Source organism: Arcicella sp. LKC2W (assembly GCF_034931005.1).
Lineage (GTDB): Bacteria > Bacteroidota > Bacteroidia > Cytophagales > Spirosomataceae > Arcicella.
On sequence record NZ_JAYGIN010000011.1, the window covers coordinates 239,047 to 251,014 of the forward strand.

An 11,968-nucleotide genomic window follows, 5' to 3' on the forward strand; every position below is an offset into this window, starting at 1 on the left:
TTAAAGACTCCAACTTGCTCCTTCACGCATGAAAACTGCTCCTTTTGCAGTAGCTTTTTCTGGATGATTAATGTGCCATTCAAATTCATCACGGAAGTGACGAATCGCAGCAGCAACTGGCCAAGCGGCAGCATCTCCTAATGGACAAATAGTATTTCCTTCGATTTTCTTGGCAACATCAACCAATAAATCAATATCTTCTTGGCGACCTTTTCCATGTTCAATTCTATGCAAAACTTTATCCATCCAACCCGTCCCCTCACGACATGGAGAACATTGTCCGCAAGATTCGTGGTGATAAAAACGTCCGAAAGTCAAAGTATTATGAACAATACAAGTTGTTTCGTCCATTACAACAAATCCACCAGAACCTAACATTGTTCCTGTGGCAAAACCTCCGTCTGAAAGTGATTCATAAGACATTAAACGATTTTCGCCATTGGTAGTTTTTAAAATCAATTCCGCAGGGAGAATTGGCACTGATGAACCTCCAGCCACAACAGCTTTCAGCTTATGTCCATCACGGATACCACCACACCATTCATCAGCATAAATAAAATCTTCAACGGTAATTCCAAGTGGCAATTCATAAACCCCAGGCTTACGAACGTGTCCAGAAACAGAAATCAATTTAGTACCTGTTGAGCGACCAATACCAATTTTAGCGTATTCATCTCCTCCATTATTTACAATCCAAGAAGTTGCAGCAATTGATTCTACGTTATTGACAACGGTAGGACATTGCCATAAGCCTTTTACGGCTGGAAATGGGGGTTTATTACGTGGATTACCACGTTTTCCTTCTAATGATTCTAATAAAGCGGTTTCCTCTCCACAAATATATGCTCCTCCGCCCAATTGTACATGAAGCTCAAGGTCGTAACCTGAACCCAGAATATTTTTACCTAAAAGACCTTTATCTTTAGCCTCTTGGATGGCTTTTTCAAGAATAGTTGCCACATACATTAATTCTCCACGAATATAAATGTACGAAGTATTGGCACCCAAAGCATAAGACGAAACAATCATGCCCTCAATTAACGTATGAGGCGATTTCATCATCAAATAATGGTCTTTGAAAGTACCAGGTTCTGATTCGTCAGCATTACAAACTAAATAGCGAGGCACACCTTCTGGTTTAGCTAAGAAAGACCATTTCATTCCCATCGGGAAGCCTGCTCCACCACGTCCACGAAGTCCTGATTTTTTAACTTCCTCCGTTACTTCGTCGGGAGTCATTTTTTTCAAGGCTTTTTCAACGGCTGCGTAACCACCATTTTTTCTGAAAACGTCAATGGTTTCAATACCCTGTACGTCAATATGTTCGGTTAATATTTTCATTTGTAATCCTTGTATTCTTTATCAATTATCGACCATTGGGCCGATTAATTTCAGCATTAACTATTTAGATAACTCCTCAATAATTTCATCTACTTTCTGAGTTGTCAAATTCATGTAATATTTTTCACGAATTTGGAAAACTGGTCCCCAACCACAAGCAGCTAAACATTCTACTTCTTTCACGGTAAATTTACCATCAGCGGTTGTTTCTCCTGTTTCGATTCCCAATTTAGCTTTCAAATGGTCATAGACTTCTACACCTCCCATTAAGCAACAAGGACCTGTACGACAATACTCAATTACGTGGTCTCCAACTGGTTCAAGGTGAAACATCGTATAAAAAGATGCAACTTCATAAACCTCAACAGGCTTGATACTTAACAAACTTGCTACATAGTCCATCACTTCTGACGAACACCATTTCCACTCTGCTTGAGCTAAGTGTAAAACGGGCAACAAGGCTGATTTTTGTTTTCCTTCTGGATAACGCTTGATTATTTCATGAACTTTTTCCAACGTACTGGCTGGAAACTGTATGGTTTGCGTATTGGTCATTTCTTGATTTAGGATTGTGGAGTTTAACCTAAACTCTTCTCTAAATTATTCAATGTTCATTGGGTTTACCTCTGAACTATTAATTATTAATTCAAGCGGCGAACCGCATTATCTCTGCTAAGCGTCTAATTCTCCAGCAATTACATTCATTGATGACATCGTAATGATTGCATCTGAAAGGGTTGTACCTATTGCCATTTCTGGGAATGCTTGGTAATAAATGAAACTTGGACGACGGAACTTCAATCGATACGGGGTTCTTCCGCCATCTGATACCAAGTAGAAACCTAATTCTCCATTTCCACCTTCTACAGAATGATAAACTTCTCCAACTGGTGCATCAATTTCGCCCATTACTATTTTGAAATGGTAAATCAATGCTTCCATATTAGAATAAACCTGTTGTTTTTCAGGCAAATAATATTGTGGAGCATCAGCATGATAAGGTCCTTCGGGCAGGTTTTGTAGAGCCTGTTTGATGATACTCAAACTTTGCCACATCTCTTCACCACGCACCAAAAAACGGTCGTAAGTATCACCTTTTGTTCCAACTGGTATTTCAAACTCAAAATCTTCATAAGAAGAATATGGATTCATCGCACGCACATCATAATCAACACCAGTTGCACGAAGGTTTGGCCCTGTAAAACCATAATTCAATGCTCGTTCTGCCGAAATCATTCCTACGTTCTGAGTTCTGTCCATGAAAATACGATTACGTTTAATCATACTTTCAAATTCTAAAAGCACCTTAGGAAAGTCATCTAAAAGAACATTTATTTTACGAATTGCTTCTTTCGATAAATCACGTTCCATGCCTCCGCAACGTCCCATATTGGTCGTTAATCTGGCACCACACATTTCTTCATAAATCTCGTAAATGTGTTCACGCCACTCAAAAACATAGAAATATCCTGTTAAAGCCCCTGTATCTACTGCCAAGATTGAGTTACAAATGATGTGGTCAGCAATACGTGCTAATTCCATCATAATAACTCTGATGTATTGAGCTCTTTTAGGAACTTCAACACCTAAAAGTTTTTCTACTGTCATGTGCCATCCCATGTTATTGATTGGCGACGAGCAGTAGTTCATACGGTCAGTAAGCGTTGTGATTTGATAAAGCGGACGACGTTCGGCGATTTTCTCAAAAGCACGGTGAATATATCCTACCGTTTGTTCAGCATCTACGATTGTTTCTCCGTCCATCGTTAAGATGTTTTGAAAAATTCCGTGTGTTGCTGGGTGTGTCGGACCTAAGTTTAGGGTCGAAAGGTCGTTCACATATTTTTTATTTTCTTGTGCCTTGGTTAATCCCACATTTGGGTTCGACACTAATGCTATTTCAGCCATATTATATATCAATATCCAACTAATTTTTCTTTATCAAAGGCTATTAAATTACAACCATCAAGTAATAGTTTTATCAGATTTTCAAATAAACCCAACAACTCATTATTTGTAATATTTCCAATTCTCAAATGAATAATTTTAGGAGGACTTCCGTTAAGATAAAAATTATCTAAAAAATCAGAGTCTTTGGTAATAATAATCCAATCTTCATTAATTGCGACCTCTGTGATTTCCTTATCCTTCATCAAATGCCCATCGTCCTTATAGTTCATTGCATGAATCGACTCATAACCTTTACTCTTTAAATATCTGGCTAATCGTGGTGCTGTCTGCGTATCTACAAAGAAATTAAACATCAGGCTGCTAAAGGAATTAAAGTTTTTGCATCTGAAATTCGTGAGGCATATAGCATACAAGCTAAAATATCATCCCGTTCAATAAACGAATAATCTTCTAATATTTCCTCAAAAGTCATTCCTGATGCTACTAATTCTAACATTTGAGTTACAGTAAAACGCATATTTCTAATAGTAGGTTTGCCTTGACAAACCTCCTGATTAAGCGTTATTCGAGATATTATTGTATTATCCATTTTTTGAGTTTTATCGCCCAAATAAGGCATCAATCTTATCTTCACGTGTGGCATCTTCCAACGGATATTCTTTACGCATTGGGTGATAATCCATGTCCTCTACGTTCAAGATTCTTTCCATTTTAGGGTGTCCTGTAAAAGTAATTCCGTAGAAATCGAAAGCTTCACGTTCCATCCAGTTTGCACAGGCATACAAACCTGTAAGGGTTGGCACTGCGATATTGTCTCGTGAAACATAAAGTTTGATAATTAATCTTACGTTGTTTTCAAGACTATGCAAATGGTAAATAACGCCAAATTCATGACTTGGAACATCGGGGAATTGAATTCCTCCTAAGTCAGTCAAAAATTGAAACTTGAACGTTGGATGTTGATATAAATAGTGCATCAACGGAATGATAGTCTCGGTAGAAGTCGTTACGTTTAAAATACCGTAATTTTCTGTGATACCGTAGATTCTCTCTTCGCCAAATTGTGCGACTAAATCTTGTGCTATTTGTTCGTTGCTCATTGGTCAGTGAACAGTAAACAGTAAGCAGTAAACAGTATTAAAACTATTTTCTGATAACTGGTGACTGATAATTGATAACTGTTATTCGATTCCGTAAGAAGCTAAAAGGGCTTTATATTCGTCTGATTCTCTTCTTCTTCTTTGTTCTGATTTTGCTAATTCTTGAATTTGCATAAAACCATCCAAAATTTGTTCTGGACGTGGTGGGCATCCTGGTACGTAAACGTCCACAGGAATTACACGGTCAATGCCTTGCAATACAGAATAAGTGTCAAAAATACCACCCGAAGATGCACAAGCTCCAACTGAAAGAACCCAACGAGGTTCAGCCATTTGTAAGTAAACTTGTTTCAAAACGGGAGCCATTTTTTTGGCAATTGTTCCCATCACCATCAAAACGTCTGCTTGACGTGCCGAAAATGACATACGCTCAGAACCAAAACGTGAAATATCGTAATGAGCCCCTGCAGTTGCCATGAATTCGATACCACAACATGACGTTGCAAATGGTAGAGGCCAAAGAGAATTAGCACGTGCAAGACCTACGAAATCATCTAATTTGCCCGCAAAGAAACCTTGTCCTTCAAGTCCAGCGGGTGCATCAACTGTTTTTATTATTCTATCGCTCATTCTTTTCAGTGAACAGTTATCAATTATCAGTGAACAGTCGGGCGGCGAACCGCTAATGATGAACAGTTACCCGTAAATGATAGGTTATTCCTTTTATTAAAAATAATTATTTTATCAGTAATATCAATTAAAACTATGTGTTATTCAGAAAGGTTTTTAAAAACTTATTGCTGATAACGATTTAATAGATTACTGTTTTATTTTTCCCAAGTTAAAACGCCTTTCTTGATTACATAAATGAAACCTGCCAAAAGTAATCCCATAAATACTATCATTTCTAAGAACATATCCATTGCAAGGGCTGATGAAGATTTTACCCAACCCATAAAGTTTACTGCCCAAGGATACATGAAGATAATTTCTACGTCAAAAAGTACAAATAAGATAGCTACTAAGAAATATTTTACTGAGATTGGAGTTCTTGCATCGCCCACAGATTCGATACCACATTCAAAAACCTCATCTTTAAGTTTACTATGACGCTTTGGTCCAAGCCAGTGAGTGGCAATCATTGTTCCAATGATGAAAGCTAAGGCTGCTCCTAATTGTACAAGGACAGGAAGATAATCAGATGGTTGGTAATTCATAATTTGTTTGATTTTCAAGCACTTACATTAATTGTTTACAGAAAGTCATAAGTTGCTATTAAAATAGCAATGCTTATCGGCATTTCTATTTTTTCATTTCTACTTGAATTAAGTCGCAATTTACTTATAAAATTTTGTTTACGATATTATTTTAATCTTAAAATTGGGTAATATTTAGCTTTAATCAATACGAGATAAGCAAATGAATATTTTGAGACTTTTGCAAAACCTTTTCAAAGATTTAAAATCTTCTCTAATATATGTATCTTTTTATCAATATTTATTGAGAATCTCTTGAATGATTTCTTGAAAATAAATGCCATTTTGTGGGCCGTACCAATTCATAACTCTGGTTTCGTAGGCGTTTAAATCATAGTGGCGGTCGTGGGTGATATACCCAACATATCCTCCATTAAAACTGGTAACGATGAGGTTAAGATTTTTAGATTGAGCCGTTCTGATAATTTCGGGCATTAATTCTCCCGAATAGTCGCAAGGTGTGCCAATTAAAATGTTATTCCCGATTTTGAGTGCTTTCATTTCGGCAGGATAGTCGCCAAAAAGCGTTTTGAAAACCCAAGGACGAACTCGCCAATTTTCGGAGAACCTTACTTGTGGATTTCTTAACGAAATATCAAATGTAGCCAAAGACAATTGTTTAATGGTTTCACATTTTATCTTGGGAATTTCCGACAAAATCTTTTTAGAAACACCATCGGATATATTTTTCATTTGTTGAAAATCATCTTTTAGCTCCTCTCCTACTGGCCCTGTACTGCCCACTGCTCCCGCCATGAAAGCGACAAAATTGGCGGATTGAGAAAGTTGTTTTACTAATTCTCCTGGATAATCAGCCGAAAGAAAGTTTTTATCATCACCTAAAGTTGTAGCATGAGCTGAAAACGTAGTAAAAATGGCTGTTTCGCCTGTTGTTTTCTCTATCTTCAAAACCCGAATCATTGGGTCGGTTGTACCTAATTTATCTCCGACCAAACGGTTAAATACTAACTCTTTTGCATTTATTTCAGCATAACCAACTTTAGCCGTTTGCTGATTTGTATTGGCTTTTTTGATGGCTTCCAAAACCTTATCAGCAATATGATTGACGGTTTGGTGGCTATATTCTCCAGCAAATAATTCTCCAACGGTATTTTTACCCCAAGCACCCAAACTGTTGTGAGTGTGAGTCGTTCCCACGTACACCTGCGACCAATCGAAACCAATTGTTTTGAGTTTTTCTTTTAGTAAAATGGTTACTTCTGGAGGAAAAATCAGGAGGTCACAACTCACAACGGCAATTGGCTTTTGAGCATTAGAAAAAACCATAGCACGTACATAAACTGAATCATGGACGTATTGATACAATTTTCCTTGCCTTTTGCCATAACCTGCGGTTGGCGTGGGTTTGTTGGGTGTCAAATTGACAATTGCCCAGCCTGCTTTAAAAGCATCTGCTGAATCTCTTTGTGGTTGCCAAGCATTGAGCGTTTCGCCCATTTTTTGATAATATCGCATTTGTCGATAATCATCTCGGTCAATGGGAGCGATGGTAAAAACTAAACAAATGATTAGGAAAACAACTAAACCTAAAAGGATTTTAGCGAATATTTTAAATATTTTCATTGGAGGTATTTAGCTTGGACTCGCAAAAATAATGTGTAAATTAATAGCTTTGTGAATGGTGTTCGGTTTTAGTTTCGCACGGAATATTAACGACTAAAATCGAACACCATTTACCTATAAAATTCATCAAACAAATTAATAATATGGAAAAAGAAAAAATTATGCAGAGAGCCATTGAACTATCTATCAAAGGGAGTTCAGAGGGAAAAGGAGGTCCATTTGGGGCTGTTGTAGTAAAAAATGGCGTAATTGTGGGCGAAGGACATAATCAAGTAACTTCTACCAATGACCCAACGGCTCATGCTGAAGTGGTTGCGATTCGGGAAGCGTGTAAAAACTTGGGAACTTTTCAGTTATCAGATTGCGAATTATACACTTCTTGCGAACCTTGCCCGATGTGTTTGGGAGCAATTTATTGGGCAAGACCCGCCCGTGTATATTTCGCCAACACCCGAGAAGATGCCGCTATTGCTGGTTTTGACGATGCTTTTATTTACGATGAAATTCCACTGCCACTTGCAGAACGAAAAATTGAAATGATTCCACTTGGACGTGAAGAAGCCAAAAAAGCGTTTCAATTATGGAGCGAGCAAACAAATAAAATTGATTATTGATTTCCTTTACGAACATACAAATATGATTATTAGAATCGTTAGAATGACTTTTCAGGAAGATAAAACTGAAGCGTTTTTGGATATTTTCAATCGTTCCAAACAATACATTAGGGCTTTTGATGGTTGCCAGCATTTAGAGTTATTGCGAGACAAAAACACGCCCAATATTTTGATGACATATAGTTATTGGAATTCAGAAGAGCATTTGAATATTTATCGAGATTCTGAATTATTCAAAACTACTTGGGCAGCTACGAAGGTTTTATTTTCGGATAAACCTGTGGCTTTTTCTTCGGAAAGAGTTGAGGTGGTTTGATTGTAATTGTTTGTGTGAGCGTGGACACTTTGGTGGTTCAAACGTGGACGTTTGAACCAATTCAGTAGAAATACCTCCATAAATGCGTAAAAATACTTGTATTTCAAAACAGGCTTTTTTACCCTGTCACAGCCAATTGTTTTCTGCCAACTTTGTATCACTCAAAAACAAATGAGGCGTGGAAGTTCGCAACACGGAATTATGCGAACGAAACACATCAAAATAACTCATACAATGGCACAATCAGTTGGTAAATTTAGTCTTCACAATGGAGGCGGTTTCGTAGTTTCAATTTCATTTGATTATTTGGACGAAAATCTACAAAAACAACGTTCAAAAAGTGGTTCAAACTTCCCTCTTGGACAAACAGATACTGTTGACCCAGGCACTTTGGGCGTACCTAATGGAGCAACTTTATGGCTTCATGCTGACGTAGTTTGGGGAACGGACAACGTTGCTACTCAAGGATTTATCTATCAATCGGGTGGATCTTTGACGGCTGCTTATACTATTACAGGAACTACTTTGGATAATACAATGGGCTTAATCAGTGTTTCATAGTTTATTCCTCTGAATCTACCTTAAATCTATGAAAAAGCCTTTCTGTTGACATGAACAGAAAGGCTTTGTTATTTTGGAGATAAATATTTATCTAAACTTCAAATAAAGACCGTAATTCTACTGCTTCAGAAGGATTCATTCTGCCTGCTAAAACTAAACGCAATTGACGACGACGTAACGCTCCGTCATACAAGGCTTTTTCTTCTTCCGTTTCAGTAATCAGTTGTGGTACATCAATCGGGCGACCACTTTGGTCAACGGCAACAAAGGTAAAAAATGCTTTATTGGTTGAAACTCGCTCTTGAGCAGGAATATTTTCAGCCCAAACATCAATCACAACTTCCATTGAAGAACTGAATGCACGGGTTACTTTTGCTTGAAGGGTTACGACACTTCCCAAAGGAATTGATTCTTTGAAAGAAACATTATCCACCGATGCTGTAACAACAATTCGGTTTGAGTGTTTTTGAGCACATATCGCTCCTACCACATCCATCATACGCATCAAATTTCCGCCCATTAAATTACCTAATGTATTGGTATCATTCGGGAAAATCATTTCGGTCATGGTGGTTAATGACTCTGCTGCTAATTTAGTTTTTGACATATATTTAAGTAGGACAGGTTTCTAACCTGCATTTGCTGATTTGTGTTTTTTGAAGTAATACAAGTTTCTAATCTGTATTTACTGATTGAAATTATTTAAAGACAGGTTGGAAACCTGTATTTACTGATTGAAATTATTTAAAGACAGGTTGGAAGCCTGTATTTACTGATTGAAATTATTTAAAGACAGATTGGAAATCTGTACTACATTTCTTTCACTTCACTTATTTCATCAAGATTGACGGTTTTGAAATATTCGTAAGCTTTTAGAATAATGGCTAAAGCTACCACCGATTCACAAACGGCAACAACAATCACAAAGAGTGAAAACATTTGTCCTTGCAGATTGGGGTCATTTTTACTGAATGCAACCAAATTCAGGTTTACGGCATTCAGCATTAATTCAATCCCCATCAAAACCACAATAACGTTACGTTTGGTAACAACAACTCCTAAGCCAATGCTAAAAAGCAAAGCACTTGTGAGCAGATAATATGGAAGAAAACTATTGTCCATGTATTGTTTGATGCCTATACATCTTTTATACTTTTTTTACTCAAATAAGCAGCACCAATTAAGGTTGCCATTAATAAAATCCCTGATGCCTCGAAAGGTAAAACGAAATTAGTCATTAATTGGATACCAATTGTTTGGGTGGTGGCAGTAGGCTCAACGGTTTCAAATAGAGCATTTTGAACATTTACAAAATTGGCTCGTGCAAATGTGTAAAATAACAACCCAAAAACGCCACCTGCTATTAAAAAACCTAATACTCTGTTGGTACTTTCTGTAAAAATATCATTTTTAACATTTTGCTTGTTCCCCGTCTGATTGGTGAGCATTACTCCAAAAATCAACAAGACTAAAATTCCGCCCACATACACAAGAATTTGGGTAATAGCTAAAAAATCTGCTCCTGCCAAAACATACAACGCTGCCATTCCTAAAAAAGTCATGAGCAAACTAAATGCGGCATAAAGGACATTTTTAGACCATAAAACAACTCCCGCAGAAATTACAGTCAGAATTACAAAAGCTATGAAAATGTATTGAATCAAGGTTGGTTATGAGTTATGAGTTATTTAAGCAATTTTTGGAGAGAAAATGCAAGTAAATGGTTATGTATTTTCTCCTGAATCTGGCTTTTTAAACTTTGGTTTGAAAACAGGTTTGGGTCTGGGACTTACCTCCTCAGCTTGAACTTCAATATCCTCTACAATCTGTTCTTTATTTTCTAAAATCTCCGTTTCTTCTGCTGAAACTACGGGTTTTGTAAATTTTGGCTTGAAAACAGGTTTTGGTTTGGGAGTTACCTCTGCTTTTGCTTCAATATCCTCAACAATCTGTTCTTTATTTTCTAAAATCTCCGTTTCTTCTGCTGAAACTGCGGGTTTTGTAAACTTTGGCTTGAAAACAGGTTTTGGTTTGGGAGTTACCTCTGCTTTTGCTTCAATATCCTCAACAATCTGTTCTTTATTCTCTACAATTTCAGTTTTCCCCTCCGAAACTGCGGGTTTGTTAAACTTTGGCTTGAAAACAGGTTTTGGTTTGGGAGTTACCTCTGCTTTTGCTTCGATGTTTTCTACAAGCTCAGATTTTTCCTCCGAAACTGCGGGTTTGTTAAACTTTGGTTTGAAAACAGGTTTTGGTTTGGGAGTTACCTCTGCTTTTGCTTCGATGTTTTCTACAAGCTCTGTTTTTTCTGCTGAAACTGCGGGTTTGTTAAACTTTGGTTTGAAAACAGGTTTTGGCTTTGGTGATTCTTCTGCTTTTTCTTCTCTATTCTCTAAACTCTGTTCTCTATTCTCTAAATTTTGTTCCTTATTTTCATCAATAACCGCTTTCTTAAAGGCAGGTTTGAAAGCAGGTTTGGGCTTTGGTGATTCTTCTGCTTTTTCTTCTCTATTCTCTAAGCTCTGTTCTCTATTCTCTAAATTTTGTTCCTTATTTTCATCAATAACCGCTTTCTTAAAGGCAGGTTTGAAAGCAGGTTTTGGCTTTGGTGCTTCTTCAGCTTTTTCTTCTCTATTCTCTAAACTCTGTTCTTTATTCTCTGTACTCTTAACCTTACTCTGTAACTTCATCGCTTCTTTTTCAACCATGAATTGTTCATAAAGGTCTCTTTTTTCTTGCGATTGTTCAGCTGTTAGATTTCCGAATTCAAAGTTATGATTTTTCACATCGAAGGTTGAGAAATCGTACTCATGTGTCATGGTTAAACATTCTGTTGGACACACCGTTGTACAAAGCCCACAGAACATACATTTTGCCATATCAATATCAAACTTGGCAGCGTAGAGGCGAATCGCTGAACCATCGGAAGCATAACCAGCAATACCTGTTGCTTTGATTGGTTCAATTTCGATACAATCAACAGGGCAAACTTTGGCACATTTATCACAGACAATACAATCGTCCATTTCGTTATCTAATTGATAACGACCATTGTCTGGTAAAGGCAGTTGCTCGTGTGGATACTGAAGCGTGACGATACCTGTTTGTTGTTTGAAATAATCTGGATTATCGACAAAAATGGGTTTTCTACTCTGACGAGCTTCTTTGAGGTGTCGCCAAGACAAAGAAAGTCCTTTCAGAGAAGATTTAATGCCTTCTTTGATATTCCCGAAGTATGTATTGTTAGCTCCTTTTTTCAATGAGTGATTGAGTAAATGAGTGATT

At 37.2% G+C, this 11,968-nt stretch carries 16 protein-coding genes; 3 read left to right on the plus strand and 13 right to left on the minus strand.

Annotation, left to right across the window (positions count from 1 at the left end; all coding sequences use genetic code 11):
- The 9 genes from nuoF to VB796_RS10735 form a co-directional block, all read right to left on the minus strand.
- Window positions 1–1,341: an NADH-quinone oxidoreductase subunit NuoF gene (nuoF, locus tag VB796_RS10695; RefSeq protein WP_323346528.1), complete on the minus strand. Its 1,341-nt coding sequence runs from the start codon at window positions 1,339–1,341 to the stop codon at window positions 1–3.
- A 60-nt stretch (window positions 1,342–1,401) separates the two neighbouring features.
- Window positions 1,402–1,896, minus strand: coding sequence for an NAD(P)H-dependent oxidoreductase subunit E (locus tag VB796_RS10700; protein ID WP_323346529.1), 495 nt, complete (start codon window positions 1,894–1,896; stop codon window positions 1,402–1,404).
- Window positions 1,897–2,013: 117 nt separating this feature from the next.
- Window positions 2,014–3,249, minus strand: coding sequence for an NADH-quinone oxidoreductase subunit D (locus tag VB796_RS10705; protein WP_323346530.1), 1,236 nt, complete (start codon window positions 3,247–3,249; stop codon window positions 2,014–2,016).
- A gap of 8 nt (window positions 3,250–3,257) precedes the next feature.
- Window positions 3,258–3,605: a DUF5615 family PIN-like protein gene (locus VB796_RS10710; protein ID WP_323346531.1), complete on the minus strand. Its 348-nt coding sequence runs from the start codon at window positions 3,603–3,605 to the stop codon at window positions 3,258–3,260.
- Window positions 3,605–3,841 carry a DUF433 domain-containing protein gene (locus VB796_RS10715; protein ID WP_323346532.1) on the minus strand — a complete coding sequence of 79 codons (237 nt, stop codon included), beginning with the start codon at window positions 3,839–3,841 and terminating at the stop codon, window positions 3,605–3,607. The genes VB796_RS10710 and VB796_RS10715 overlap by 1 nt, the downstream gene beginning before the upstream one ends.
- 10 nt (window positions 3,842–3,851) lie before the next feature.
- Window positions 3,852–4,352, minus strand: coding sequence for an NADH-quinone oxidoreductase subunit C (locus VB796_RS10720; protein WP_323346533.1), 501 nt, complete (start codon window positions 4,350–4,352; stop codon window positions 3,852–3,854).
- A gap of 81 nt (window positions 4,353–4,433) precedes the next feature.
- Window positions 4,434–4,982, minus strand: a complete 549-nt coding sequence (locus tag VB796_RS10725) for an NADH-quinone oxidoreductase subunit B (RefSeq protein ID WP_323346534.1) — start codon at window positions 4,980–4,982, stop codon at window positions 4,434–4,436.
- A gap of 197 nt (window positions 4,983–5,179) precedes the next feature.
- Window positions 5,180–5,569, minus strand: coding sequence for an NADH-quinone oxidoreductase subunit A (locus VB796_RS10730; RefSeq protein ID WP_323346535.1), 390 nt, complete (start codon window positions 5,567–5,569; stop codon window positions 5,180–5,182).
- A gap of 273 nt (window positions 5,570–5,842) precedes the next feature.
- Window positions 5,843–7,192 carry a neutral/alkaline non-lysosomal ceramidase N-terminal domain-containing protein gene (locus VB796_RS10735; protein ID WP_323346536.1) on the minus strand — a complete coding sequence of 450 codons (1,350 nt, stop codon included), beginning with the start codon at window positions 7,190–7,192 and terminating at the stop codon, window positions 5,843–5,845.
- Window positions 7,193–7,335: 143 nt separating this feature from the next.
- Between VB796_RS10735 and VB796_RS10740 the strand changes: the two genes are divergently transcribed.
- The 3 genes from VB796_RS10740 to VB796_RS10750 all read left to right on the plus strand — a co-directional run bounded on the left by VB796_RS10740 (window position 7,336) and on the right by VB796_RS10750 (window position 8,683).
- Window positions 7,336–7,806, plus strand: coding sequence for a nucleoside deaminase (locus VB796_RS10740; protein WP_323346537.1), 471 nt, complete (start codon window positions 7,336–7,338; stop codon window positions 7,804–7,806).
- Window positions 7,807–7,828: 22 nt separating this feature from the next.
- On the plus strand, window positions 7,829–8,122 hold the full coding sequence (locus VB796_RS10745; RefSeq protein ID WP_323346538.1) for an antibiotic biosynthesis monooxygenase family protein: 294 nt from the start codon (window positions 7,829–7,831) through the stop codon (window positions 8,120–8,122).
- A 171-nt stretch (window positions 8,123–8,293) separates the two neighbouring features.
- Window positions 8,294–8,683, plus strand: a complete 390-nt coding sequence (locus VB796_RS10750) for a hypothetical protein (protein ID WP_323346539.1) — start codon at window positions 8,294–8,296, stop codon at window positions 8,681–8,683.
- A 91-nt stretch (window positions 8,684–8,774) separates the two neighbouring features.
- Here VB796_RS10750 and VB796_RS10755 read toward each other — a convergent pair whose 3' ends face one another.
- The 4 genes from VB796_RS10755 to VB796_RS10770 all read right to left on the minus strand — a co-directional run bounded on the left by VB796_RS10755 (window position 8,775) and on the right by VB796_RS10770 (window position 11,943).
- Entirely contained in the window at window positions 8,775–9,290 is a 516-nt protein-coding gene (locus VB796_RS10755; protein ID WP_323346540.1) for an acyl-CoA thioesterase, read from the minus strand.
- 203 nt (window positions 9,291–9,493) lie between these two features.
- Window positions 9,494–9,805, minus strand: coding sequence for an NADH-quinone oxidoreductase subunit NuoK (gene nuoK, locus VB796_RS10760; protein ID WP_323346541.1), 312 nt, complete (start codon window positions 9,803–9,805; stop codon window positions 9,494–9,496).
- Between the two features lie 14 nt (window positions 9,806–9,819).
- Window positions 9,820–10,347 (minus strand): NADH-quinone oxidoreductase subunit J, encoded by a 528-nt coding sequence (locus VB796_RS10765; RefSeq protein WP_323346542.1) that lies wholly within the window; start codon window positions 10,345–10,347, stop codon window positions 9,820–9,822.
- Window positions 10,348–10,407: 60 nt separating this feature from the next.
- Entirely contained in the window at window positions 10,408–11,943 is a 1,536-nt protein-coding gene (locus VB796_RS10770) for a 4Fe-4S binding protein (protein ID WP_323346543.1), read from the minus strand.
- Window positions 11,944–11,968: the final 25 nt, after the last annotated feature.

What these genes read in the sequence shown, in the direction of transcription:
- VB796_RS10725 (WP_323346534.1), bottom strand. Translation starts at nt 4,982, where the DNA reads ATGAGCGATAGAATAATAAAAACAGTTGATGCACCCGCTGGACTTGAA.
- VB796_RS10715 (WP_323346532.1), bottom strand. Translation starts at nt 3,841, where the DNA reads ATGGATAATACAATAATATCTCGAATAACGCTTAATCAGGAGGTTTGT.
- VB796_RS10735 (WP_323346536.1), bottom strand. Translation starts at nt 7,192, where the DNA reads ATGAAAATATTTAAAATATTCGCTAAAATCCTTTTAGGTTTAGTTGTT.
- VB796_RS10730 (WP_323346535.1), bottom strand. Translation starts at nt 5,569, where the DNA reads ATGAATTACCAACCATCTGATTATCTTCCTGTCCTTGTACAATTAGGA.
- VB796_RS10750 (WP_323346539.1), top strand. Translation starts at nt 8,294, where the DNA reads ATGAGGCGTGGAAGTTCGCAACACGGAATTATGCGAACGAAACACATC.
- VB796_RS10720 (WP_323346533.1), bottom strand. Translation starts at nt 4,352, where the DNA reads ATGAGCAACGAACAAATAGCACAAGATTTAGTCGCACAATTTGGCGAA.
- nuoK (WP_323346541.1), bottom strand. Translation starts at nt 9,805, where the DNA reads ATGGACAATAGTTTTCTTCCATATTATCTGCTCACAAGTGCTTTGCTT.
- VB796_RS10710 (WP_323346531.1), bottom strand. Translation starts at nt 3,605, where the DNA reads ATGTTTAATTTCTTTGTAGATACGCAGACAGCACCACGATTAGCCAGA.
- VB796_RS10705 (WP_323346530.1), bottom strand. Translation starts at nt 3,249, where the DNA reads ATGGCTGAAATAGCATTAGTGTCGAACCCAAATGTGGGATTAACCAAG.
- VB796_RS10745 (WP_323346538.1), top strand. Translation starts at nt 7,829, where the DNA reads ATGATTATTAGAATCGTTAGAATGACTTTTCAGGAAGATAAAACTGAA.
- VB796_RS10755 (WP_323346540.1), bottom strand. Translation starts at nt 9,290, where the DNA reads ATGTCAAAAACTAAATTAGCAGCAGAGTCATTAACCACCATGACCGAA.
- VB796_RS10700 (WP_323346529.1), bottom strand. Translation starts at nt 1,896, where the DNA reads ATGACCAATACGCAAACCATACAGTTTCCAGCCAGTACGTTGGAAAAA.
- nuoF (WP_323346528.1), bottom strand. Translation starts at nt 1,341, where the DNA reads ATGAAAATATTAACCGAACATATTGACGTACAGGGTATTGAAACCATT.
- VB796_RS10740 (WP_323346537.1), top strand. Translation starts at nt 7,336, where the DNA reads ATGGAAAAAGAAAAAATTATGCAGAGAGCCATTGAACTATCTATCAAA.